This window comes from Ruegeria sp. AD91A (genome assembly GCF_003443535.1).
Lineage (GTDB): Bacteria > Pseudomonadota > Alphaproteobacteria > Rhodobacterales > Rhodobacteraceae > Ruegeria.
In genome coordinates this window covers 536,986-561,836 of record NZ_CP031947.1, presented here as the reverse complement: position 1 = coordinate 561,836, position 24,851 = coordinate 536,986, and the positions used below count along the sequence as shown (strand labels likewise).

The window sequence follows — 24,851 nt, the reverse complement described above, 5'->3', positions numbered from 1 at the left end:
TTGGATAAGGCAAATTGCTTTGGACATTTTGTCGTTCATCAATTCCACTACCGGCGCATGAATTCTGATGGTACCCATGGGTTGTGGAGAGGACCAACTTGGACATCACCGAACAGCGCATAAAGGCGATGACGACTGCCGGGCTGAACCTCATCGGTCAGGCGCTTTCGATCTATGACAGTAAGCTGAAACTGGTGTTGAGCAATCGTCGGTTCAAGGAAATGTTCGACCTGCCGGATGAACTGGTCGAACGCGGAGCCTTGTTTCGGGATACCATCCATTTTCTCGCCAGCCGTGGGGAATACGGTGACGAAGAAAGCGTGGAGGAAATGGTCAACCTGCGTGTAGAGCAGGCTTTGGCGTTTGAGCCTCATTATATGGAACGAGTACGACCCAACGGGCAAGTTATCTCGATTGAAGGCGCGCCACTGCCGCAGGGCGGATGGGTTGCGGTCTACACCGACATAACCGGCACCCGGCGTGCAGAAAACCTGCTGCGGGCGCGATCGGAAGAATTGTCGGAACAATTGCTCGGCCACGCCGAAGAACTGTCTGCAACCAACCGAAAGCTTGCGGCCACGATCACGGCATTGGAAGAGGCCAAACGCGAGCTGACCGAGATCGAAGCCCGCACACGCATGATGACTGAAATGATGCCGGCTCATATCGCGCATTTGGATAGCACTGGTCGATATGATTACTCCAACCGCCGTTTGAGCGCTGTCTTGCCCGGACGTCCGTCCGAAATTTTGGGGCTTCACATATCTGAAGCGCTTGGTGCCGCCGCGTTTCAGAGGGTCGAAACGCATCTGGCAAAAGCATATGACGGAGAAACCTCCGTATTCGAGTTCAACGAGAATCAGGATTCCCGCCGCATCCGGGTTTCATTCACTCCGGATGACGCCGGAGGCGTGTATGTGATGTCGGTTGACATCACCGAAGAAACGCAGGCGCGCGTTGTCTTGCAGCAAACACGCCGACGGGCGATGGCCGCCCAAATGACCAGTGGGTTGGCACACGACTTCTCCAATTTGCTGACGATCATCCTTGGGATGCAGTCCAAACTGAACAAAATGGACCTGTCGGATGAGGCGCACGAGCTTGTTGCCGCGACTCAGCAAACCGCGCGTCGGGGTGGGCAATTGCTGAACCGGATCGCGGACATGACCGGGAACCGTACACCACAGCCTCAGGCCACGGATATGAGGGCACTGTTGGAAGACCTGAGAATTTTGGCCTCGCCTTCTTTACCGCGCGGCGTCGGTTTGTCAGTGGTCAACACTTTACCGGACCGGGCTTTGATGCTGGACCCGGGAATGGTACAGGATGCATTGCTGAATCTGGTGCTGAATGCGCGGGACGCCTGCGGCAGTTCGGGCCAGATTACAATCAGCGCGCATACTATCGGAGAAATTTGGATTGAAGTCACCGTATCAGACACTGGCCCGGGCTTTACACCAGAGGCGCTGGAAAAGGCGTTGAATCCATTCTTTACCACCAAGGGAAGCGACGGGTCGGGGCTGGGTCTCCCCATGGTGTATGACACTGTGAAGCTCGCCGGTGGCGATTTGCATCTCAAAAACACGCCATCAGGCGCGTCCGTTGTTTTGCGGCTTCCATTTCGACCTGCTCCGCCCGTGCAGAACGGTTTGGTACTTCTGGTTGAAGACAGTGAAGATCTGCGGGGTCAGTTTCGGGATATGCTGGTAGAGCTGGGCTTCGCCGTCATCGAGGCCAATTCGGTAGATGAGGCGCTGGCGCTGATAAACAGCGTTGAAGACATTTCTCTTGTTCTATCTGACATACGTCTGGAAGGAAGTGGTACCGGTCTGGACATATTGCGACAGGTGAAGCCGGGATTGCCATGTATCCTTATGACATCGCTGCCCAGTTCGGACCCGTTGTACCGGCGCGGCCTTGCGTTGGGCCCGGTGTTGCGTAAACCGTTTTCGCAGGCTCAATTGTCGGCCCTGATCCAAACCGAGGCCGCCTGATGACGCAACCGCTGGTTACCATCCTCGACGACGAACCCGAAATCCGACGCATCCTGACGGACGCTCTGGAGGATGCCGGTTTCCGAACGCAGAGTTTTTCCCGCGCGCGAGAGTTCGAGGCTGCGCTCAATCGTGTGACGCCTGATGTCTGTCTGGTCGACCTGTCCTTGCCGGACACGGATGGGCTGGCGTTGGTTCATCGTCTGGCGCTGGAACAAGGTGCGGCCGTGATCATTATTTCGGGGCGTGCGCAGGTGCAGGATCGTGTTACAGGATTGGAGCTTGGTGCAGACGACTATATTACAAAACCGTTTGACCCTGCGGAAGTCGTGGCGCGGATCAGGGCAAGATTAAGAACACCCCGCACTCAGACCTCACATTCGGATACGGCAGAATTCAACGGCTGGACCGCACATTTTGACCGATACGTTCTTGAAAATGAATCAGGTGACGAAACACCGTTCAGCCATGCTGAGGGGGAAGTCCTGCGTCTGTTTCTGGAAAGCCCCAAGCGGCTGATCAGCAGGGGGCAAATGCAAGAGTCCCTGGGCGGTGCAGCCGGAGACAGTTTTGACAGGGCGATGGATGTTCGGATTTCCAGGTTGCGTACCAAGCTGGGAGAGGATCCCAAGAACCCGCGGTTGATCAAGACGATCTATGGAGCAGGGTATATATTCTTGGGTGACGTTGGTTGGAAGTAGGCGCTGATCCAATCGGCCGAAACTTGGTCAGATGAGTTGTTTTCCATATCTGTTTGGTCTCTTCGAGCACTCAATGCTGAAGCTGCTGACAACTTGATACCCGTGTTGGAACTGACTCGTCGAACATAAATCGTCCCTTCGCTTATTCGCGCAACGCCTGATCTTTTATCTTCACAACCGGTTGCAGAATGTAATCCAGCACTGATTTGCGGCCAGACAGGATGTCCACTTCAGCGATCATGCCTGGTATGATTTCGACTGCTATGCCATTGCCATCAAGCATGGTGTTATTGGTTCGGATTTCCACAACAAAGACATCTTCATCATTACGCTCTGATCGTGTGATCGTGTCTGCGCCGATGCGAATGATTTCACCATCCAGTGCCCCGTATCGTGCAAAATCATAAGCCGTGATTTTGACTTTCACAGGCTGACCGGCGTGCAAAAACGCGATGTCCTCAGGCTTTACATAAGCTTCGACAAGCAATGTGTCGTCCAGCGGCACGATTTCAACAAGGTCCTCTCCGCTACGGGCAAGGCCGCCGATAGTTGAGCGATGAATTCGGTTTACAATGCCGCGTACCGGAGACCGAACCTGCGCTCTTGAGGCCCGGTCGCGCAAAGCGGGCAAGGCGGGTTGCAAAGCAGCCAGCTCGGCAGTGGCAAGCGCCAGATCCGTCAGCGCTGCGCTGCGAAACCGGCTTCGCACCGCCTGAATCCGATCGTCGATTTCGTCCAAGCCCGTTTGCAACCTGTTGGTTACAGCTTCTGCCCGAACCTTGCGACCACGCCATTCGGCTTCACTCCGCCGCAACGCAAGTAATGTTGTTGCAGGCTCCATTTGACGCTCGACCAGCGGAGCCATGATCGCCCTCTCTTCGGCCAGGACCAGTAGGGTTTCGTCCGCCGTCACTTGATCGACCAGGCCTTCCTCAAATTCTCTTTGCTTTTGTTGACGCTGACGCTCCAGGATGGCGATTTCTGCCTCCAATTCAGCCCGTCGCCCTTGGTGCAGTGCAGTTTCAGATTGTACGAGGGTAGGCGCGCCATTGATCAGTTGGACATCGAACTCCAGTTGTGTCCCATCTATTTCGGACCGAAGACGTTGGACCCGGGCCATAAGTCCGAATGCGCGTTGTTGTTCCTGACTGAGCTGACTGTCAATCTGGGTCGTGTCGAGTTCCATCAGCAATGCACCTTTGTCGACCAATTGACCTTCGCGAACATGCAACGACTGCAATACGCCGGGCTCGGTGGCTTCGATCAACTGAATGTCCCCTGAAGGCACGATTCGACCGTCCACACGCGTGACATCGTCCAGTTCAGTCAGATACGCCCACAATCCGGCGGCGATCAGGCAGAACAGGATCACCAGCAGCAGCAACGAACTCCGGACAGGAGAGCGCCCCTGCATCTCTCTAGCCAGTGCGGCCAGGTCAGGATGCTGCGACATTCAGGTGCCTCCCTGTCGGACGAACATGTTGTGTCAGCAGGCTCTTGGGACCATCTGCTGCGATTTTCCCGTTTTCAAGGATTATGACTCTGTCAACAAGCTCCAACAGGCTGGTTCTGTGCGTTATGACAACCATGGTTGAGTCCGCAGAGCTTTTTTTCAGACGCTGGATAACCTGGGCTTCGGTTTTGACATCCATCGCGCTTGTTGGTTCATCAAGCAGGAGAACCGGCGGGCGGCCGATGAGTGCTCTTGCCAGGGCAATAGCCTGCCGTTGTCCGCCAGAGAGCCCTTCGCCACGTTCCGCGAGTTGAAGATCGTAACCGCCTGGATGGGTGGCCACGAAATCTTCAACCCCGGCGGTGCGGCCCGCTTCGATCAGTTCCTGATCTTTTGGCCGGATTGCGCCACTTGCGATATTGTCCCGGACGGACCCGGAAAAGAGCCATATGTCCTGTAGGACAGATCCGATGTTGCGGCGCAGATCGCCAGGATCGATCTGGCGGATATCAAGGCCGTCGAACGTAACAGATCCAACTCGCGGCGCGTACAATCCCAGCATCAGGCGTGCGATGGTGCTTTTCCCACAGCCTATCTGACCCAGGATCGCCACTTTTTCACCCGGTTTGATCGTGAATGAAACGCCTTGCAGGGTATCTTCCCCTCGGTCAGGGTAGGAAAAATACACGTTGTTGAAGGCGATCTCTCCTTTGAAATCGGGCCGGTTGACCCATGTTCGGCCTTGTGGGCGTTCGCTTTCCGCCATCATCAGAGTGTTGAGGTTTCGGTATGCACTTCGGGCTTGGTTAAGCCTTGTCACCGTCTGAGCCAGCTGCCCCAAAGGTGCCAGTGCCCGCCCTGTCAGCATCACCGAGGCAACCAATGCACCCATGCTGGTCTGACCGTCTGTGATCAGAAAAACACCATAAAAAACGATCAGCACCTGAGCGGATTGTTGTGTAAAACCGGTCAGGTTGAGAGCAAATTGTGTAACGGCCCGGCTCTGAGCGCCATGCGAGGATTGCCGTTCTATCGCCTGCTCCCACCGAGAACGCATTTGTCGACCGGCAGCGGTCGTCTTTATCGTTTCGAGACCCGAGACAGCTTCCACGAGTACTGATTGTTTAGATTGCCCGTCAGCCAGGTTTTTTTCCGCCATGCGAGACAGGATCGGCTGCACCGCCAAACCCGTCAGCAGAACCACAGGCACTGCCAGAGCCGGGACCAATGCCAGTTGCCCGCCGACCAGATAAATCACAAATATGAACAACCCGATGAACGGCAGATCAACGACAGCAACAAGCGTTGCGGACGTGAAGAACTCGCGCAGGGTCTCGAACTCACGAATGGTACTGGTCATAGCGCCAGTAGAACCCGAGCGCGACTTCATCTGGATATTCAGAACTTGGTCGAAAATTCGCCGACCCATGAGCAAGTCGGCTTTTTGCCCGGCCTTGTCGATAAACGCTGCCCGCAGCAATTTTAGCGCGAAGTCAAAAAGAAGCGCCAGAGCCACGCCTGCCGTCAAGGCAATGAGCGATTCGGTTGCCTCATTGGGCAACACACGGTCATAGACGACCATAATGAAAATTGACGTCGATAAGCCGAGAAGGTTTGCCAGCGCCGCAGCGAGCGCGACCTGAATGTAAGTCCATCGATTGGCGGATAGTGCCGCGCAAAACCAATGACCGCGGCAAGGCGCGTTACCAGCGTCCAATTCATCTGTATAATTTCGGCGGAACAAGACTGCGTAACCGGTGTAGGTTTCAGTCAACTGTTCTTCCGAGACTTCACCGATTCCTTCACCAAGATCCGGGTCAAAGACCAGCAAGGCCCCGTTTTTTGCCCGGCCATGATACACAACAGCCTTGTTTTCGACCATCAGCAACAAGGCTGGAGCCAACGTCTCGTCAAATTTCGTAATGTGCCGCTCGCCATATCCCGCCTGTAAACCAGTGTTTTGCGCTACGGCGACGATGTCACGAATTGTCAGATCCCCGTCTGCGCCTGTCTGTGCCGCCTGTATTGTTGCGAGGGTCAGGGGGCGTTCAAGTGTAGCGGCAATATTCAGAAGGCAGGCTTCGAAGCTTGTCAAACGTGGGCGGTCTTGCATTGATTTCAACGTGCTCATTTCTCCTCGCTCCAATTGCCGGGCGATATGCCGAGCAGATCCAAAATGTCTCCGGTGAGGCTCAGAGCTGCGTAGTTGGTCAGAAAAAAGCTCTGCTCGGCCAGGATCAGGCGTTCTTGCGCATTTACGTAATCGCGCTGAGCGTCCAGGATTTCTATCATGCTGCGACGCCCAATTGAGAACTGCGCGCGGGATGCTGTTACACTGTCGGCATTGGCGGTCGCCGCAATACGGGCCGCACGCAGTCTTTCCGCTCCTGCTTTTTGATCGGATCGAATAAAGCCCAGTTCCCGCATGATTTCGCGAACCAATTGCTCTCGTGCAAATTCCGCTTCTTTCACTTCCGCTTCAGCTGCTGCGATGGCGGCACGGCGTTGACCAGTACTATCCAACTCGTAGTTGAATGAAAGATCCACGCCGAAATTTGCATCCCGAGTGTCATCCTGGTTGGCAAATGCTGCGACCCGAACGTTCGGTTTACGCCGTGCCTGAGCTGCTGACCACTCGGCTTTGGCCGCCAGCAAGCCAGCGTCAGCCCTGCGTATCTGAGGGCTGTTCATCACAATCTGGGCGTCACTTCTATTCAGCGGAGGAGCGGGCACGGGTGGGGGTAATAAGCCGGGAAAATTCCCGAACACTTCGCGGAATCGCGCTTCGGCCCGATCAGTTCGTGCTCGTGCATCCGCCAGTCTTGTGCGCGCATCTGCCATTCTGGACTGAGCGGTCAGAACATCTGCATTTGAACCCGCCCCACCCGCTGTACGGTCTGAAATTTGACGTACCAGTTCTTCATGGACCGAGACATTGTCGGCTGCGATACGGAGTATCTTCCTTTGATCAAGGACAAGTACATAGGTCTCAACGGCCGCCAGCGCCGTGGCCGATGCCGCTTGAATCTGATCACCCCGGCTTTCCATAACGCGTGCTCGCGCTGCCGTCAGATCCCCTGATGCGGCCCCACCGTCATAAACCAATTGCGAGATTCTCAGATAAGGTGAAACATCTGCAATATCCGATTCAACCCGTTCAGACCGCGCATTTATCCCCAACGATATCTGCGGAAGAAATGCGCCTTCAGCTGCATCTTGATTGGCTGATGCGACATCCATTCTGGTATCGCTTTGTGCCAGTGTCGGGCTTGTCTCTACCGCCTGGCGCACGCGTTGCCCGAACGCGCTTTGACTAAGTTCTGCCGATGGCTTTGTTGCACCGGCACCGGTGGTCCCGGGTGCAAAGGATACTGCCACAGAAGACAAATCAGGAGGGGGTGTGCAGGCGGACAGCAGTATCGCAAACACAGCGAACGCAACCCAAGATAGATTTGCCTTACTGGAACGCATGGAGACCCTCCTGCCTGCAACGGTCCATAGCTTCTTCTTTCTGTTGCGCCGCAACCAACGCGTCCAAAAACCCTGAAACACCGGTGGTCTTTTGTGTCAGAGAACCATCAGTTACTCGATGCGCGCGGGTATGTGCATGTGCCAGCCAAATACAATGGGTCAGCGAAATCTGATGAGCGTGAATCAGTCGCAAGCCCCCATTCGACGTAAGCAGTGACAAGTGCGCCCGGGGAATTTTCTCCAGAGTGTTCTGCTTGACGCCATAATGCCCGCATGGGACCTCAACCCCCTGGAAGGAGGTAAGCGGACTAAACAATCCCATGTCAGCAAGAACACGACATAGATGAGTTGTGTATCTCATCGACTCTTTCAGAGCGCGAAAGAAAGCTGCGACTTTTTTCAGTTCTGGCGAAAGTTGCCCTGATTTGTCGAAGAATACTTCGTCATCCGGATTGTCAGTGATGAGCCCGGACGTTTCGTCGACAAGCAACTCGTCGCTGCCGTCGCCGTCCGGTTTAATCAGTTGGGGCCGGAACGGAGCGCAGCGCAAAGCGGATGGGACGTAAGTCGCCAGCCAATTGCCCTGCGCCGATACAAATGGTGTAGGCGGGTCTGGTTGCATGGATAAAACAGCCATTGGGTAATACCCGTATTCAGATTTCCGAAAAATGATTGGAAAAGTGGCTGCGGCCTGAAGAATTTCGGCTTCAACAACGGGGCAATCTACCATATTTCGCGCGAAATCGAATGAGGTAAACCTCTTCCAGAACCGATGACCATGTCGTCGAATACTGACTGGAGTTAAGCCATTCTGTGCCATAACCACCTCTTGATGTTGAATTCCGTCCGTTCGTACGCCGGGTCGGGTTAAGCCGTTGCCCCAGTTGGGTCGGTGTGCAGGATATTATCTGCGGTCAGGCCGCTCAGATCGCTCAGGTCTTGGAACGTGGCCACGGTTTCAACGCTGGCATCGTCCGGCGCCTGGAAATCTACCTTGACCAAAACACTGTTTGTTCCGTCGGTTGCCATCACGTAAAGCTCATCGCCTGCCATGGCTCCGGCGAACCCCTCGACAGCAGCTTCGATTGTGCTGGGGTTGAGGTCGGTGAGTACTGTGTCAAGACCGACAAATCCGGTGTTTGTGCCCAACGTGTCGCCAGCGGAAAGCAATTCGAATCCGGTGCCATCACCGCGAAGTGTATTGGTGTCCAGCCCGTGGAACATCAGTGCGTCGGTTATATCCGCAGCCGGGCCAATCGTGAAGCCAGTCACAGTGTCTGTACCATTGCTGGTCGGGTCTGCTTCGAAGACGACGATGTCTCGTCCTGCCGCAGAAACATCAATGGTATCGTCGCCATCACCGCCGCGAGTGATGGTGTCCGTATTCGCGGCGACGAGTGTGTCATCACTATTGGTGCCAAACTGAACTGTCGATGGTCCGCCATCAGACGTTTTGATTGTCAGCTCAATAGGCTGGCTGACGTCCTGGATTGTCATCGTGAAGGTGACAAGCGGTTGAGAGAGATCTGTAAAGGTTGTCGCGGCGCCGGCTAAATTCATCGTGTCCCCGGCGCCCTGGCTGGCCAAAAACAAATCGAAGGCGTTGTTTTGCGAAACCGACGCGCTGTTGAATGTGGCAACTGAAGAGTCAAATTCGAGTTCTGCCGTCAAAGCCAAACCGCTGGAGATATCGCGTTCGGCTTCGGCGTAGATTGCGAACGTCACCGTAGATCCTGTGCGCCCGACTTCAGAGATCACGTAAGCGGCGGGTTCGTGCGCAACGGCTTGCTCGGAGACTGGCAGTGGATCTGGCCCACCCGCAACTGTCGCCTGCGCCGAAAAAACAAGGTCTTCACCTGCCTCTACAGCCGAAAAGTCAGACGCTGCGACAGACAATGTCCAGGATCCGTCTGCGGTCACCGTTGCTGATCCGACCGAAGTTCCGTTCAATGTGACATCCACCGACTGGCCGTTTGTCAGTCCGGCGGATGAACCGCTGAGGGTAATACCGGAGGTTTGAGCATCGTCCAGAGCAATCGAATTGTTGACCCCGATATCGTTCAACGTCAACAAGGGGCGAAAGTCTGTGGAGAGTGAGCTGTTCGCGGCTGCGGAGCTGTTTCCGGCAAGATCGTCAACAGTGGCGGAAATGGAATAGGTCGTTCCGTCAGAGAGCAGTCCAAGATCACTGGTGGGAACGGTAACTGCCCAAGACCCATTTGATGCAACGCCTGTATAGGTTTGCCCACCGAATGTAACCGAAACGGTCTGGCCATCTTCACCCGTGGTTGTGCCCGAGATTGCAAGATCCACGCCCCTCTCGGTCACGTCCAACACGGCACCCACAGGCAGACTGTTTATGGTTATTGAAGGTGCCGTGAAGTCAGTGGCAAAGCTTGTTGTGGTTTGATTGTTGTTTCCCGCTGCGTCCGAGATCGACGCATTGATATTGTAAGTCTCGTTGTCTTGCAGGGCAGACAAATCTGTCACGGTTGCCGTATAGGTCCAGATGCCCCCGGTTACCGTTGCCGTTCCGGTAACGTCCGTAGTGCCGTCAGTGCGCGTGATCTCGACGGTAACAACTGTTCCGTCCGGCGCATCGGAAGTTCCTGACACCGTCAGGTCGGTTCCTTGTTCAACGGCGTTCATGACAGCCCCGTCGGATACGGTTGAAATTCCAATCGTCGGTGGCGTGAAATCGGTGGTAAAGCTGTTGTTGGCTTGTGGAGCTGGATTCCCGGCAGCGTCCGAGACATCCGCTGTTACGGTGATGGACGCCGCGTCAGAAAGACCTGTCAGATCCGAAGCAGGTACAGTCGCGCTCCAGCTGCCTCCAGAAACCGTTGCAGTATAGGACTGCCCGTTCAAGCTGACAGTTACGATTTGACCGTCTTCTGCTGTCGTGCTTCCCGAGATGGAAAGATCTGTAGTCCGCTCGGATGCGTTCATGACAGCTCCGTCCGAGAAACTGTCGATGCTGAGTGTCGGCGCGGTCACATCCTTGGAAAGTGTCACTTCAGCCTGCGGTGCCGTCACGCCGCTGGCGTCGTCGACATCCGCTGTAACAGAGAAGTTGCCCCCATCCGGCAGAGACGCCAGATCCCCAGTTGGTACAGTCACGTTCCAGGCCCCGCCGGATACTGTTCCGGAATATGTTTGACCATCGAGAGTTACGGTAACTTGCTGACCATCCTCAACATTTGACGTCAACCCGCTGATGGTCAAGTCGGATCCGGCTTCGGTTGCGTTCAGTACGGAACCAACAGGAAGCGGTGATATCGAAATGGAAGGGCCGGCCAGGTCCACGGGAACCGATACAAGAAGCGGCACTGCCGGATTGCCCGACACATCTTCGACGGCAACCAGAATCGATGCGGGCACTCCGGTGGAAAGACTGCCCAGATCGGAATTGGGGATCGTTACACTCCAGCTTCCGCCAGAAGCGGTGCCTGTATGCACTTGTCCGTTGAACGTAACGATGATGGTCTGACCGTCCTCTGCCGTGGTGGAACCGGTCAAGGCCAGGTCGCCGGCTACGTCGATCAGTTCTATCGAGCCGCCAGCCACGGGATCCAGAGAAACAGTTGGTGCAGTAAAATCAGTATCAAAGCTACCGCTAGCCTGTGGTGCGGAATTTCCCGCCGCGTCGGCAACATCAGCGGTTACGTCAATCGCCGAGCCATCAGGTAGGGCTGAGAGGTCTGCCGCCGGGACAGTGACGCTCCATTGTCCGTTGGATACCGTGCCCCAATAGTCTTGCCCATTCATTGAGACGGTGACGGTCTGTCCGTCTTCTGCATCGGTCGTTCCGGTGACTGTCAGATCTGTTGCCTGTTCGATCGAATTCAAAACAACGCCATCGGAAAACCCGGTGATCGACAGGGTTGGTGGAATTGTATCAATATCGAACTGAACGGATTCGCTTGACAGTTCCGTGCCTGAATCGTCCAGATGTCTGACTGTCACCGTAGAGACGCCTTGCGGAAGCGCATTTGCTTCGGCAGCAGTGAGAGAAACGCTCCAACTGCCGTCATCGCTGGGCGTTACGCTTTTGACAAGCGAACCTATCGTGACCTCAACTGTCGATGTTCCTTCAGGAGCGGCGGCTTTGGTAATGGCGCTGTTCAATGCCGTTGCCTGAAGTTCGGCCAGGTTCAGGCTGGTGTAGCTCGGTTCTGGTTGGGGTTGGGGTTCAGGCTTTGGCGCGACGGGTTCAGAGGAATCGCCGCCACCGCCACCTCCGCCTGCGGCGGCAGCCGCACCGGCCAGACCAAGGCCACCCAGTGCAGCCCCTGTACCGCTGATTCCACCAGCTGCCGCTCCGGCTTCAGCTGCGCTGAACTGGGCGATTTCGGCAACCGCCTCTTCTGCGATCATGATTGCGCCGCTGTCCAAAACCTGTACGTTTTCCGCCGCCACGATCATCGTCCGACCGTCAGCCATTTTCAGAAGAACATCGCCGTTTTTCAGCAGTTTGGCGGATCGCACACCCGGAATTGTTTCTGCGAACTGGAAGGCGTACAGCTCCTCGACGGTTGCTTGCGACAACGCGGGCAAAGCCATCAATGTGGACATAAGGCCGCCAGCCGCGCCTCGACCCGCCCAACGACCAAGCTTTCCATTGATCCATTGTTGAACTTGAGATTTGCGATCTCCGTCCGTTGAGTCAGCCGCCGGACGATTGTTGGCCTCAGGTGCTATGGTCATCTTGCCCTCGCATGTGGTGTCCGCGATCATCGCAACAGGAAAGGATGTGCTGTTTGGCGTTTTGCTCATCTGTCTTTCCCATTTGTTGCCGTTGCGATCGGACCTGAAAAAATTGAGTTAAACTGAAACCGAACTTCTCGTTTTCACCACAATTCTGCTTTGGTTTCGGTCTGCTCATCTGGTCATCTTGCCGTAACTGCCAGGGGTGGCGTGTGAGGTGATGGCTGTGATGCTTCAGTTCGAAAGTGTAGTGGCAACGGGGAGCACGGCGCTCGATTCAGGTATCGGCGATACGGCTTTAAAAACGCTTAACGGGAATACGTATCTCTACACGGTGACCGGTCCGGGTGGCGGCGTCGCAGTCTGGCGGTTGGCCGAAGGTGCCCTGCCGCAGCTGGTTGACACAGAATATTACAGCGGTTCGATCACCTTCCAGGTGGGGCGCAGTGCCACGCCGATAACGCTGGCGGGAACCGAGCAGATTGCGCTCGATATCAACACTGCCGTGGGCCTGGTCGGGTATGACGTGAACGCGGACGGAACGATCGGTAGCCTGAAAGAAACAGGAACGCTCAACGGAGGCGGAGATATCTCGGCCATCGTACAGTTTTCACTTGGGTCTTCGGATGTCCTTGCGATGGCGCATGAGGATACCGACAATATCGGAACCTATCATGTGAACGCGAACGGGACGCTCAGTCTTGCGGGTTTGATTGCCGGCACAGCGGATGCCATGCAGACATTGCGGTCGGGTTCGGAACATTTTCTGATCTCAAGTGACGCGGCAACAAACTCTGTCGCGACGTACCGCATCGACTCCGGCACCGGCACGCTAACCGAGATCAACAATGATTCGGCACTCGGAACCCTTGGTGTTTCAACCCCAACGGATGTCGAGACCGTAGAGGCATACGGTAAATCCTGGGTTGTGGTGGCGGGGTCCGGCAGCAACTCTCTCAGTGTTCTTCAATTGAACAGCGATGAAAGTTTGAAGACGACGGACCATGTGCTTGATACGCTTCATACGCGGTTTGAATCGGTTCAGGATCTGGCGGTCATAGACGTGAACGGGCGGGTCTTTGTGGTTGCAGGCGGCGGCGATGATGGCCTGTCTCTGTTCACTCTGACACTCGAAGGTCAACTGGTTCATCTGGACAGTTTCGCGGACACGGTGGCGAGTGGGTTGCAGAATGTCGAATCGATCAGCGTTGCGCATGTGGGTGATGAGTTGCAAATTTTCGTAACATCGCAACAGGATGCCGGAGTGACTGTCCTGACTGTTCCGGTTGATGATCTGGGTGCGGTAAGAAAAGGGTTCGGTACGGTGAACGGGAGTGCGTCGGACGATATCCTGAGCGGCAGTATTCTGGACACGACCCTACTGGGAGGCGCCGGAGACGACATTCTCATCGCGGGGAAGGGTGCGACGACGATGTCGGGTGGTGCAGGGGCCGACATCTTCGTGATGCAGTCCGGTAGTGGTCTGACCACAATAACCGATTTTCAGGCGGGCCTGGATCGACTGGATATGTTCGACTACCTTCTGTTGCGGTCGCCTCAGCAACTGACCTTTACCAGCACGGCAAACGGGGCTCAGATCGAATATCGTGGCGAGACCGTGCAGGTCCAATCCGCCTCGGGCGGCGCTTTGACAAGCACGGATATCTTTGGCGCAGGCTTCGCCGGACCGGATCACATCCCGGTAGATTTCGGGGACTTGGGCGGGCAGACACCGGGCAGCTCTGATGGATTGGTCGGGCAGATTACGGTGGACAGCGAGGCCGCAAATCCGGGGCTAACGGACGCGGAAATCCGGTTCACGCCAGACGGCGGGGGTACGGTATCCGCTACCGCAGGTGATCAGGGGCGGTTTGACCTGGAATTGCCGGATGGCACCTTTCCCGGAGTGCTTGACATCACCAAACACTATTCCACGGCAAGCGGGAAGATTGACGCGCTGGACGCTTTGCAAGTGTTGCGTATCTCGGTTGGTCTTGATCCGACATGGGGTCCAGCGACCGCGGAAAACCTGATAGCCGCAGACGTCAACAGGGATGGCACCGTGAACGCCCTGGATGCTCTTGCAATTTTGCAAGCCGCCGTCGGACAGCCCACGGCCCATGACCCTGAATGGGTATTTCTGGATGAAAACGCGGACCTTTCCGGAATAACCAAGGACGATGTAGCCTATCAAACGGGTATCGATGCTGTGGCCTTGGATGGGGTTATCAACGCGGACATGACGTCTATCTTATTGGGTAATCTCGAAGCGACCTGAACGTCGAGTGACGTCTCGGGTGAAGCAAGGTTTGTAACTCTATAAACAGGATGGCACTGGCTGGCTTTTACGGCCAAATTGACACGTCCCAGGCTCAGCGCTCGAATGCCATACCACATCGTGGTGCTTTTGGTTTCGGCCCAAGCGTTGTCGCGCCTGCGGCTTCTTTATCTGTTCCATCCCTGTGTTTTCATGTGGAGATGGCCCAGTATTTTCAATGGATTCTACCAGAATCGCAATTTGCCTGTGATAATCGCCTGACCTTTAGAACCGATAAGCCGCTCAAATTGCTGATCGGACAACATAGGTCTTGGCGTCGGTGGAGCAAATGTGACATAGCAGGCCGAGACTTCAACACAGAGATGAAAACTAGTAACAATGGAAATATTGGCGCTTTCCATTCCGGAAGTGAAACTGATTACCCCGAAGCGTTTTGGCGATCATCGCGGGTTCTTTGAGGAAACCTACAATGCCGACGGCTTTGCGGCACAAGGGATTCATACGCAATTCGTTCAGGACAATCATTCCCTTTCGAGCACGGTGAACACGGTACGCGGACTGCATTTTCAAGCTCCGCCAAAGGCGCAGGCTAAACTGGTGCGCTGCGGTCGTGGGCGGCTGTTTGATGTCGCGGTCGATATCCGCAAAGGCTCGCCCACCTATGGTCACTGGGTCGGTGAAGAACTGAGTTTCGAGAATGGGCGGATGCTGTTGGTTCCGGTGGGATTCGCGCATGGGTTTGTGACGTTGGAGCCGGAGACCGAGATCGTCTACAAGTGTTCTGATACCTACGCGCCGGAAACTGAAGGTGCGGTTTGTTGGGACGATCCCGATATCGGCATTAAATGGCCACAGAACAATTCAGAACCCCAGCTGTCCGAGAAAGATCGGAACGCACCACTTCTGCGCGAAATTGAATCACCTTTCGTATTCGAGGGCACACAATGAAAATTCTGGTTACGGGCGGGGCGGGCTTTATCGGCTCTGCCGTTATCCGTCGCGCGATTGCCGATGGGCATTCGGTCGTCAATGTCGATGCCCTGACCTACGCGGCCTGTCTGGACAATGTTGCCGCTGTCGCAGATGTGCCGGAATACGTTTTTGAACATGCGGATATCCGGGATGCGGCCGCGATGTCGGCAATTCTGAACACGCACCAGCCCGACGCGATCATGCATCTGGCCGCTGAAAGCCATGTTGACCGTTCGATCGATGGCCCGGCAGCGTTCATCGACACGAACCTGACCGGTACTTATGTATTGTTGGAAGCCGCACGCACCTATTGGGTGGGTGCAGGCCGACCCGAGCATTTCCGGTTTCATCATATTTCAACCGATGAAGTCTTTGGATCCTTGGGTGAAACTGGGTTTTTCACCGAAGACAGCCCATACCAGCCGAACTCACCTTATTCGGCCTCGAAAGCGGGATCGGATCATCTCGTGCGGGCGTGGCGTGAAACATACGGCCTGCCAGTGGTTCTTACCAATTGCTCCAATAATTACGGCCCTTACCAGTTCCCGGAAAAGCTGATCCCCGTGGTCATCCTCAGCGCGCTGGCAGGCAAACCGATCCCGATTTACGGGAATGGTGACAATATTCGCGACTGGCTGCACGTCGACGACCATGCCGAAGCCCTGTTGCTGGTTCTCGAAAAGGGCGAACTGGGCCGCAGCTACAACATCGGTGGCGAGAATGAGATGACCAATCTTGATCTTGTCAGAATGCTATGCGCAATTCTGGATCGCCTCAAGCCGGGTGAAACTCCCTATGCGGATTTGATCACGTTCGTCGCTGATCGCCCCGGTCACGATCAGCGCTATGCCATTGACCCGACCCGGATTCGCACGGAACTGAACTGGCGCCCTTCCTATACGCCTGAAACTGGTCTGGAACAGACAGTCCAGTGGTATCTGGACAACAGCGCGTGGTTAAACGCCCTGCAGGCCCGCAGCGGTGTGGGTGAGCGACTGGGTGTTGCCAAATGAAGGCGCTGGTATTCGGCCGCGGGGGGCAGGTGGCGACCGAGTTGCGACGTCGCGGACAGGCACATGATGTCTTGGTTGAATCCCTGGATCGCGCCGCGGCGGATTTGTCGGATCCGACGCAATGTGCAGAAGCCATCCGGAACACGGATGCGGACGTGATCATCAATGCAGCAGCCTATACTGCCGTAGACCAGGCCGAAGAAGAAAGAGAGCTGGCGAAGCGGATCAACGGAGATTCACCCGGAGCAATGGCGCGTGCCGCCGCGGCCCGAGACCTGCCCTTTCTGCATATTTCCACAGACTACGTTTTTGACGGTTCTGGAACGACCCCTTGGAGCACCGATAATCCGACCGGGCCGTTGGGAGCCTACGGTCAAACCAAACTGGACGGCGAACGCCAGATTGCAGCGGCTGGTGGACAGCACGCCATTTTGCGCACAAGCTGGGTTTTTTCGGCCCACGGAAAGAACTTTGTAAAGACCATTATCCGACTGGCAGAGACCCGTGACAAGCTGACCATTGTCGCAGATCAGATCGGTGGGCCAACACCTGCTGCCGACATTGCCGACACCTTGCTTGAAATGGCCAAGGCCGGCCCTGAAGCCAAAGGCGGCGTGTTCCACTATTCCGGTGCACCCGATGCCAGCTGGGCGGATTTCGCCCGTGAAATTGTTTCTCAATCCGGCTTGTCGGTTCAGATCGAAGATATTCCAACCGAAGCGTACCCAACGCCTGCGCCCAGGCCGCTGAACTCACGTATGGATTGTTCGCGGCTTGAAAATGTGTTCGGAATTCACAGGCCCGACTGGAAAGCTGGACTGGCCGAGATATTGAGCGAGTTGAAGTCAGCGACCAGCTGAACCTTGAAAGGACAGATTATGCAGCGCAAAGGCATTATTCTTGCCGGTGGGTCCGGAACCCGGCTTTACCCGATTACCATGGCGATATCGAAGCAGTTGCTGCCGATCTACGACAAGCCGATGATCTTTTACCCTCTGAGTGTTTTGATGCTGTCGCAGATCCGCGAAATCGCGATCATCACCACCCCTCAGGATCAGGATCAGTTTCAGCGCCTGTTGGGGGATGGCAGTCAATACGGGTTGTCCTTGACCTGGATTGTGCAACCGTCTCCTGATGGTCTGGCGCAGGCTTATACACTGGCCGAGGATTTTCTGGATGGTGCCCCGTCTGCATTGATTCTGGGTGATAACATTTTCTTCGGACATGGCCTTCCGGACCTGCTGCTCGAGGCGGATCAACTGGAGCGCGGCGGTACGGTTTTTGCGTATCGGGTCGCTGATCCCGAACGCTACGGCGTTGTGGATTTCGAAGGAAACAAAGCCCGCGCGATCGTCGAAAAACCAAAGGTACCTCCGTCGAACTACGCGGTGACGGGTCTTTATTTTCTGGATGGCGATGCTCCGGCCCGGGCGCTTGAGGTCAAACCGTCAGATCGCGGCGAGCTGGAAATCACGTCGCTGTTGGAGATGTATCTGGACGAAGGTTTGCTGGATGTGCAGACCATGGGGCGCGGTTTTGCCTGGCTGGATACCGGCACACACGGGTCTTTGCTGGATGCGGGAAACTTCGTGCGCACGATCACGGAACGTCAGGGTATGCAGACCGGCAGCCTGGATGAAATTGCCTGGGCGAATGGCTGGATCGACGACGAGGCTCTTGATACGCGCGCGCGCCTGTTCGCCAAGTCCACGTACGGCACCTATCTGAAGGGGCTTTTGAGCTAGGCCGGGAACTGTCTCATGGTTACGTGTTCAGGCTGGATTTAGCTTGGGCCGCAAACTGCTTCACGCTTTGTGATCAAGGTCTGAACGGGGCTGGTCGGGCATTCCGACCATGCCAAACGCCGCGCAAGAAGGCCCATTGTTTGGCGCGTTTTCTCGCTGAGAACAACACAACCGGTGACAGCATTTGCAGAAGCGCCGATGCCAGGGCTCGACCAAAAGCCATCGGGACTTCATGTTTGCGGGCGACATAAACTCTCGATTGCCCCATATACCAGCCTTTCAGGCCAGCGATGGCTGGGCTTCCTGGAGAAGACTTGCCTCTGGCGTGGCGCATCTGAGCGTTGTGAATATAGTACAGTGGACCGCAGCCAGCCTTGAGCCGCAGGCTCAGGTCATCGTCTTCATGATACAGAAAGATCTCGGGATCAAACCCGCCAACCGCTTCGAATGCTTCGCGGCGGACAAGAAACGCGGCGCCGACGAGGACCGGCAATTCAAAGTCGGAATTGGCTGTTTTCCTGGGCAGGGTCTCATTTCGGGGAATGATCACACTGTAGCGCCTGAAACGAGGTGCCCCCTTCCGGTCGAGAATAGCAGGATTGAATGCTGACGCATCCGGATGATTGTCGGCCCCCTCTTGCAGAGCGTCTAACGCTCCGGGCAACAAATGAGAATCCGGGTTCAGAAACAAAAGCAGGTCCGAGGTTGCTTTGGCGGCACCAAGGTTGCAGGCGCGGCCAAATCCAATGTTTTCAGGGCTTTCGACCAGAGTTGCGTCGTGTGCCTTTGCCAATAACCGCACCGTTTCAATATCATCCGACCCATTGTCGACTAGAATCGTGGGCACGCCTTCGGGGATCGAACTCAGCATCTCAGGCAGGACCCCGGTGCTGTTGTAGCAAACGCTTATGATCGTAATCTGTGACAATCCTGCCTGCCGTATCTGTGGAATGGACCTGATTGTTACTTCCTCTCAAACACAGTTAGGGTCAACCCCGGTTCCAGTGTGACAGGTCTGGGCTGAAGAGTGCACTCTGTGGCCCTGTCCGCTCAGCGACAACAATCTGTGAAGTATTTGAAGCGGTTTGAACCGGTGAAGCCAGGACATAAAACCGATCAACGAGGGTGGCAGGTTGGCGAAAACACGTTGGGAAGTGCTGGGCTTTTTGCTCTGAGCAGTGCGATGTACGTCTTTGTGGTTTTCCGATTTCCGACAAATGAGGTGAGTGAGCAGATTGTTGCCTGTCGTCAGTTTGAAACCAAGAAGTAGCAGCACGCCTTGAAAGCGATATAGGAATCCCGGTGCAATCCATTTGCCAGAGTAATGCGCATGCGGTGCACCGTAAGTGTTGCAAATGGTTGCAGACGCAAGGGTGCGCGCTCTGTACCAAGCGCGCATCTGACAGACATCATACTGCCTAAACCGCAACCTTCCGCGATATCGGTAAGCTGCGGAAACTATGCAATTATTTCAAGCATGCCTCTGATGGAATGCGGCAGGAAACCACGAAATACGTCTCGACAGTCACGCGTATGTCGACTCTCCGAGGTGAACGGGTTTCGAACCACAATTCAGTCTAAAAGCGTTACTTTGGAAGTGGTTGCGGAGAATCTTCGTTGTCAATGGCCCCAGGCGAGGGGTCATTGCTGCCGGGGAAGTTTTGTGCAACAGTAACCGCCGAAACTGAGTATTATCTGGGTATAACATCTGAAGCCTCATGTATCGGTTTGGTATTGGGGATTGCAGAACCAGACCAAACTATATAGCAGCCGAATTGAAGCACGAAATAAGCATCACGGAAGAATTGCAGTGAGCGATAGACACACTTACGAATACGACATTGATATGAATAGTGATGTAGCACCTGCACGTGTGCTGCGCATGGTAAAGCCCGGGTCCAAGGTGCTTGAGATCGGGGCCGGGCCTGGTTCGATCACGCGCCATCTTTCCGGCACGTTGGAATGTGATGTTGTGGCGCTTGAGATCGACCCTTCGGCGATCGAGAAGCTAAAGCCGTTTGCCCGTTCGGTGTACCCGATGGATCTCAACGATGATTCATGGAGTGACATCGTTCGCGAAAAAGACGGGGTTTTCGATTACGTGATCGCAGCAGACGTTCTGGAACACGTTTACGACCCGTGGAGCGTTCTTTCAGGCATGAAATCGCTTTTGAACGACACGGGGTCGGTGATTCTTTCGCTGCCGCATGTTGGCCATGCAGCGATTGCTGGTTGTCTTGTCGATGAAGATTTCGAGTATCGTGACTGGGGCCTGTTGGATCGAACCCATGTCCGGTTTTTCGGCGTCAAAAATGTTCAGCACCTGCTGTCTTCGCAGGGTATGAGCATTGAACAAGCCGAGTTTGTGGTTCGTTCGCCAGAGATGACGGAGTTTTGCCACCGGTGGAGTCGTTTGCCTCAGGATGTTCAGGCTGCATTGCAACGCAATCGCTATTCTCATGTGTTCCAAGTCGTGAGCAGATCGGTCCCGAAAGAACGCGCGGTAAATGATATCTACCTGATGGGTTTACCCGTCGAACAACCCGATGAAGAAACCAGACAGCATTGGACCAACATGATGGCTGGTTTGCCTCTGTCCGAGGACGTTGACCTGCAATCAACGATCGGTCCCGTTAACTCAGGCACAGGTTCGCGCGTTGATCCGGGCCCACTGGCCAAGAAGAAAAAAAAATCGCTTGCGCGGATGTTGGGGTTGAAGAAGTAATGTCCACGAGCATCGCCAATCGTGAATTTGGCAGTATCAGGACTATTGCCTTCTACCTACCTCAGTTCCATCCGATCCCGGAAAACGATGAGTGGTGGGGCAAGGGCTTCACCGAGTGGACAAATGTCGCAAAAGCCAAGCCACTTTTCACCGGGCACTATCAAACTCATCTTCCTACAGATCTGGGGTTTTATGACTTGCGGGTCCGTGAAACGCGGCTTGAGCAGATTGAAATGGCCAAAGCCAGCGGAATTGATGGATTCTGCTACCATTACTATTGGTTTTCCGGAAAGCGACTGCTCGAACGTCCCGTCGACGAAATGCTTGCGGATCCTGAAAGCGATATGCCGTTTTGTCTTTGCTGGGCGAATGAGAACTGGACGCGCCGCTGGGATGCGGCTGAACACGAGATCCTCATTGAGCAGAAGTACAAGCCCGAAGACGATCTGGAATTCATTAAGTCGATCGAGCCTTTTTTTCGTGACCCTCGCTACATAACAGTAGATGGCGCTCCGTTCCTGATTGTGTATCGTCCACAACATCTGAAGAACTCGCGCAAAACCGTTCAGGTCTGGCGAGACTATTGCGCGTCTGTTGGCATCCCCAAAATACATCTGGCCTGTGCGCTTACGCACCGTAACTGGGACTACGCGTCATACGGGTTTGATTCCGGTGTGGAATTCCCGCCCCACAGCATCAACGTGCCCAACCTCTCGCCAGAGGTGGATTTGTTCGACGATTTCCAAGGCCATTGTGTCGACTTTTCCGCGATCGCAGAACAGTACCTGGGTCACAACTATGGACCGGAAAACAACGTTCATCGATCGGTTTTTCCGTCCTGGGACAACACTGCCCGGCGGAAAGAAAATGCCATGATTGTTTTGAACGGAACGCCGCAGAACTATGAATATTGGCTCTCGCAAGCCTTGCGCAAAACCGCTCAGGATTTTCCTGACCAGGAACGTTTCGTTTTCGTGAATGCATGGAATGAATGGGCGGAAGGATGTCATCTTGAACCGGATCGGGAGTATGGGCACGCGTTTTTACACGCGACTAAAGCCGCTCTACAGGGGTCAAAGCTGACCGACTGGACGCATGTGGGTGTGCCCGAGATCTCGCGCCGTCGCGAAGCCACCCAAGGTCACGCGCAACCCGTTCCATATGGTGCCAATAAATCATTGGCCAAACGGGCTTTCCGTCTTTTGCGCGATACGGTCAGCGGTCGGTTGCTGAAGCAATGGCTGTCCGCGGCCCGCACAAAATAGAAAACCACGCTGGATTGAGTTGCATGAAAGTTCCAAGTACTTGTCATGCAACTCTGTCTCGTGCTTTGCGTAGAAAAAAAGGTTTTCTTTGTCATAGTCGGCACGACGCGCCTTAGTACGAGAAACTGCATGTCCGTCAAAGATACCCTGCTTTACTATTTGCTGACCGCGGCGTCGAAACTCAGCCCACCTTTGTCGCCACGTACGGCAAGGCGGTTCAGAAATTCAGCCAAGAAAAGAGACCCCAAACGGGGTTGGGACAAACCTGGGCAATCAAACAGGCAGGGATTTGAAGCCGTTGGTCAGGCCGAAGAGTTCAAACCTTTCGACCCGCCTGCGAAAGCTGATCCCGCAGTACGGGCGATCGCGCATTACCTGCCGCAATTTCACCCATTTAAAGAGAATGATGAATGGTGGGGTAAAGGCTTTACTGAATGGACCAATGTCGGAAAGGCCGTTCCGAATTACCCGGGCCACTACCAGCCTCACTGTCCGATTCATCTGGGCTACTACGACTTGCGGTTGCAAGAGATCATGGTCGAACAGGCGCGGATCGCGAAATCTTACGGGATAGGAGGCTTCTCCTATTACTACTATTGGTTCGGCGGAAAGACCCTGATGGAACACCCGCTCGAACAAATGTTGGGCAATCCGGAGGTTGACATGCCTTTTTGCCTGACATGGGCAAATGAAAACTGGACGCGCCGATGGGACGGGCGGGCGCATGACGTTCTTATCGCGCAGAACCATTCGATCGAGGATTCCCTGAACCTTCTCCGCCATATACGTAAATACTTTGATGATCCGCGCTATATTCGGATAGATGGGAAGCCTGTTTTTATCGTTTACCGTGCGAACATCATACCGAATATCGAAGAAACAACCGCAGCATGGCGAAAAGAGGCGCAGAGCTGGGGCGAGTCGGACCTGTATCTCATCGCTGCCCAGACTTTCGATATTGGCGATCCCGAGAAATTGGGTTTCGACGCTGCTATGGAGTTCCCTCCGCATCAGGTAAAGCGCACCGACATCACGGATGAGATGGGGATCTACAATCCAGAGTTCACGGGAGCCGTTCTGAATTATCAAGCCGTGGTCGAGGCAGAGCTTCAAAAGCCGGAACCTGAATACAAGTTGTTTCGGTCCTCCACGCTTTCCTGGGACAATACCGCGCGCAATCAGGATGCTCCTCGGATTATGGGCCGGTTTTCAATCGATGCCTACAGGCGCTGGACGGAACATTTGTGTCGTCAGGTTCTCGCGCAGGAAAAATACAGCGCTGACGAAAAAATCGTTTTCATAAACGCATGGAACGAGTGGGCAGAGGGGACTCATCTGGAGCCTGACCGAAAATATGGCTTTGCCTATCTTCAGGCGACGTATGACGCGTTACCCAAGAAGTCTGAAAGTCAGATCAATACGTGATGTTTCCGACCTTGAGATTTCGAGGACCTGACGGTTGGCGCCTCTGATATCCTGATGTCACATGTTGCCCGGGGTTCCGTATCAATTCTGATCGACCCTATGATGCTGTTCCGTATCGTTCGCTCTGACGGTGCGACCTGCGATTTGGTCGAACATCCATTGTACGGCTTCGTCGCCGTCAGAACGGATATGCCGATACAGGCGAAGTTCGATCGGAGGCACTTCAACCGGCAACCTCAACATGCGCAGCCCCATTTCACGCGCGCTGCATTCGGTCAGCGTAGCAACCATATCTGTCTTGTGCAGAATGTCCCGGATGTTCAGATAGCTTTGCATCTGAAGCCCGAGTTTGCGCCGCGCACCCAGTTTGCGCAGGACGATGTCGACCGGACTTGCCCCCTGAGGTCGTGAGGAAACATGCAGATGTGTCAGCTGAAGATAACGCTCCAGCGTCAATGGGCCCGAACCCAGCGGGTGGTCGGGCCGCATGGCACAGACGTAACGGTCCTTCATGATGGTCCGGCTGATCAGATCCGAACTGTCCGGCATCGGAATGTCCGACGCGATGTCGATCGTGCCCTGCTGCAACGCCTTGCGCGTATCCCGGCGGGGAATGCGCACGAGGCTGAGTTCGACCTGCGGTGCCGTGCCTTGAAACCCGGACAAAAGCCCGGGCAGGATGATGAGGCTGTGAAGGTCGACCAAACTGACCCGGAACAGCCGTTTGCTGGTAAACGGGTCGAACCGTTCACCCTGTGCCGATGCGGCTTGCAACTGGTGGAGAGCGGCTGAGATCCTGTCCGAAATGCTCTCTGCCAGGGCCGTGGGTTGCATCCCCGTGCCGGTTTTCACGAAAAGCGGGTCGTTCAGTGTCTTGCGCAACCGGGTCAGGGCGTTGCTGACGGCCGGTTGTGTGATCGACAGGCGTTCGGCAACACGGGTCAGGTTTCGCTCGGTATAGATGGCGTCGAAAACAACAAAAAGATTCAGGTCGATCTTGTTGAGCTTGGTCGTCATGTCATTCACCAGATTTATGCTGACGATCATGCAAGTAAATTTCACAAATGTCATTGGTGGCGGTAAGCTGTAAGACATCCCGGCG

General features: G+C 55.0%; 17 protein-coding genes. 10 read left to right on the top strand and 7 right to left on the bottom strand.

Features of this window, described 5'->3' with window-relative positions:
* Positions 1-98 precede the first annotated feature (98 nt).
* Positions 99-1,994 carry a PAS-domain containing protein gene (locus D1823_RS20940; RefSeq protein WP_117873711.1) on the top strand — a complete coding sequence of 632 codons (1,896 nt, stop codon included), beginning with the start codon at positions 99-101 and terminating at the stop codon, positions 1,992-1,994.
* Entirely contained in the window at positions 1,994-2,695 is a 702-nt protein-coding gene (locus D1823_RS20935) for a response regulator transcription factor (protein WP_117873709.1), read from the top strand. The genes D1823_RS20940 and D1823_RS20935 overlap by 1 nt, the downstream gene beginning before the upstream one ends.
* A gap of 142 nt (positions 2,696-2,837) precedes the next feature.
* On the opposite strand, the gene D1823_RS20930 is transcribed toward D1823_RS20935, so the two are convergent.
* Genes D1823_RS20930 through D1823_RS20910 form a run of 5 tightly spaced genes read right to left on the bottom strand, consistent with a single transcriptional unit; the run spans position 2,838 to position 12,395 of the window.
* Positions 2,838-4,148, bottom strand: a complete 1,311-nt coding sequence (locus D1823_RS20930) for an HlyD family type I secretion periplasmic adaptor subunit (protein WP_117873707.1) — start codon at positions 4,146-4,148, stop codon at positions 2,838-2,840.
* Positions 4,132-6,279 (bottom strand): type I secretion system permease/ATPase, encoded by a 2,148-nt coding sequence (locus D1823_RS20925; protein ID WP_254683855.1) that lies wholly within the window; start codon positions 6,277-6,279, stop codon positions 4,132-4,134. The genes D1823_RS20930 and D1823_RS20925 overlap by 17 nt, the downstream gene beginning before the upstream one ends.
* A complete protein-coding gene (locus D1823_RS20920; RefSeq protein ID WP_117873705.1) occupies positions 6,276-7,619 on the bottom strand; it encodes a TolC family protein in 1,344 nt (447 codons plus the stop codon). The genes D1823_RS20925 and D1823_RS20920 overlap by 4 nt, the downstream gene beginning before the upstream one ends.
* Positions 7,606-8,439 carry a SapC family protein gene (locus tag D1823_RS20915; protein ID WP_117873703.1) on the bottom strand — a complete coding sequence of 278 codons (834 nt, stop codon included), beginning with the start codon at positions 8,437-8,439 and terminating at the stop codon, positions 7,606-7,608. The genes D1823_RS20920 and D1823_RS20915 overlap by 14 nt, the downstream gene beginning before the upstream one ends.
* 47 nt (positions 8,440-8,486) lie before the next feature.
* Positions 8,487-12,395, bottom strand: coding sequence for an Ig-like domain-containing protein (locus D1823_RS20910; protein WP_254683854.1), 3,909 nt, complete (start codon positions 12,393-12,395; stop codon positions 8,487-8,489).
* Positions 12,396-12,555: 160 nt separating this feature from the next.
* Here D1823_RS20910 and D1823_RS20905 point away from each other — a divergent pair, with 160 nt between their 5' ends.
* From D1823_RS20905 to rfbA, 5 genes are all read left to right on the top strand, one after another.
* Complete coding sequence (locus tag D1823_RS20905; RefSeq protein WP_254683853.1) at positions 12,556-14,604, top strand: dockerin type I domain-containing protein; 2,049 nt, start codon at positions 12,556-12,558, stop codon at positions 14,602-14,604.
* Between the two features lie 378 nt (positions 14,605-14,982).
* Positions 14,983-15,552 carry a dTDP-4-dehydrorhamnose 3,5-epimerase gene (rfbC, locus tag D1823_RS20900; RefSeq protein WP_117873701.1) on the top strand — a complete coding sequence of 190 codons (570 nt, stop codon included), beginning with the start codon at positions 14,983-14,985 and terminating at the stop codon, positions 15,550-15,552.
* A complete protein-coding gene (gene rfbB / locus D1823_RS20895) occupies positions 15,549-16,589 on the top strand; it encodes a dTDP-glucose 4,6-dehydratase (protein WP_117873699.1) in 1,041 nt (346 codons plus the stop codon). Before rfbC ends, rfbB begins: the two co-directional genes overlap by 4 nt.
* Positions 16,586-17,449, top strand: a complete 864-nt coding sequence (gene rfbD, locus D1823_RS20890; protein WP_117873697.1) for a dTDP-4-dehydrorhamnose reductase — start codon at positions 16,586-16,588, stop codon at positions 17,447-17,449. The genes rfbB and rfbD overlap by 4 nt, the downstream gene beginning before the upstream one ends.
* An 18-nt stretch (positions 17,450-17,467) precedes the next feature.
* A complete protein-coding gene (gene rfbA / locus D1823_RS20885; RefSeq protein WP_117873695.1) occupies positions 17,468-18,334 on the top strand; it encodes a glucose-1-phosphate thymidylyltransferase RfbA in 867 nt (288 codons plus the stop codon).
* 73 nt (positions 18,335-18,407) lie between these two features.
* Here the strand turns inward: rfbA and D1823_RS20880 are convergent, their stop codons facing one another.
* Positions 18,408-19,262, bottom strand: coding sequence for a glycosyltransferase family 2 protein (locus D1823_RS20880; protein ID WP_117873693.1), 855 nt, complete (start codon positions 19,260-19,262; stop codon positions 18,408-18,410).
* 882 nt (positions 19,263-20,144) lie between these two features.
* On the opposite strand from D1823_RS20880, the gene D1823_RS20870 reads away from it, so the two are divergent.
* From D1823_RS20870 to D1823_RS20860, 3 genes are all read left to right on the top strand, one after another.
* Positions 20,145-21,059: a bifunctional 2-polyprenyl-6-hydroxyphenol methylase/3-demethylubiquinol 3-O-methyltransferase UbiG gene (locus D1823_RS20870; protein WP_162896900.1), complete on the top strand. Its 915-nt coding sequence runs from the start codon at positions 20,145-20,147 to the stop codon at positions 21,057-21,059.
* Entirely contained in the window at positions 21,059-22,324 is a 1,266-nt protein-coding gene (locus tag D1823_RS20865) for a glycoside hydrolase family 99-like domain-containing protein (RefSeq protein WP_117873687.1), read from the top strand. Before D1823_RS20870 ends, D1823_RS20865 begins: the two co-directional genes overlap by 1 nt.
* 129 nt (positions 22,325-22,453) lie before the next feature.
* Complete coding sequence (locus D1823_RS20860; protein WP_254683852.1) at positions 22,454-23,749, top strand: glycoside hydrolase family 99-like domain-containing protein; 1,296 nt, start codon at positions 22,454-22,456, stop codon at positions 23,747-23,749.
* A gap of 81 nt (positions 23,750-23,830) precedes the next feature.
* On the opposite strand, the gene D1823_RS20855 is transcribed toward D1823_RS20860, so the two are convergent.
* On the bottom strand, positions 23,831-24,766 hold the full coding sequence (locus D1823_RS20855) for a LysR family transcriptional regulator (RefSeq protein WP_162896899.1): 936 nt from the start codon (positions 24,764-24,766) through the stop codon (positions 23,831-23,833).
* Positions 24,767-24,851: the final 85 nt, after the last annotated feature.

What these genes read in the sequence shown, in the direction of transcription:
- D1823_RS20935 (WP_117873709.1), top strand. Translation starts at nt 1,994, where the DNA reads ATGACGCAACCGCTGGTTACCATCCTCGACGACGAACCCGAAATCCGA.
- D1823_RS20930 (WP_117873707.1), bottom strand. Translation starts at nt 4,148, where the DNA reads ATGTCGCAGCATCCTGACCTGGCCGCACTGGCTAGAGAGATGCAGGGG.
- D1823_RS20925 (WP_254683855.1), bottom strand. Translation starts at nt 6,279, where the DNA reads ATGAGCACGTTGAAATCAATGCAAGACCGCCCACGTTTGACAAGCTTC.
- D1823_RS20920 (WP_117873705.1), bottom strand. Translation starts at nt 7,619, where the DNA reads ATGCGTTCCAGTAAGGCAAATCTATCTTGGGTTGCGTTCGCTGTGTTT.
- D1823_RS20915 (WP_117873703.1), bottom strand. Translation starts at nt 8,439, where the DNA reads ATGGCACAGAATGGCTTAACTCCAGTCAGTATTCGACGACATGGTCAT.
- D1823_RS20910 (WP_254683854.1), bottom strand. Translation starts at nt 12,395, where the DNA reads ATGAGCAAAACGCCAAACAGCACATCCTTTCCTGTTGCGATGATCGCG.
- D1823_RS20905 (WP_254683853.1), top strand. Translation starts at nt 12,556, where the DNA reads ATGCTTCAGTTCGAAAGTGTAGTGGCAACGGGGAGCACGGCGCTCGAT.
- rfbC (WP_117873701.1), top strand. Translation starts at nt 14,983, where the DNA reads ATGGAAATATTGGCGCTTTCCATTCCGGAAGTGAAACTGATTACCCCG.
- rfbB (WP_117873699.1), top strand. Translation starts at nt 15,549, where the DNA reads ATGAAAATTCTGGTTACGGGCGGGGCGGGCTTTATCGGCTCTGCCGTT.
- rfbD (WP_117873697.1), top strand. Translation starts at nt 16,586, where the DNA reads ATGAAGGCGCTGGTATTCGGCCGCGGGGGGCAGGTGGCGACCGAGTTG.
- rfbA (WP_117873695.1), top strand. Translation starts at nt 17,468, where the DNA reads ATGCAGCGCAAAGGCATTATTCTTGCCGGTGGGTCCGGAACCCGGCTT.
- D1823_RS20865 (WP_117873687.1), top strand. Translation starts at nt 21,059, where the DNA reads ATGTCCACGAGCATCGCCAATCGTGAATTTGGCAGTATCAGGACTATT.
- D1823_RS20860 (WP_254683852.1), top strand. Translation starts at nt 22,454, where the DNA reads ATGTCCGTCAAAGATACCCTGCTTTACTATTTGCTGACCGCGGCGTCG.
- D1823_RS20855 (WP_162896899.1), bottom strand. Translation starts at nt 24,766, where the DNA reads ATGACGACCAAGCTCAACAAGATCGACCTGAATCTTTTTGTTGTTTTC.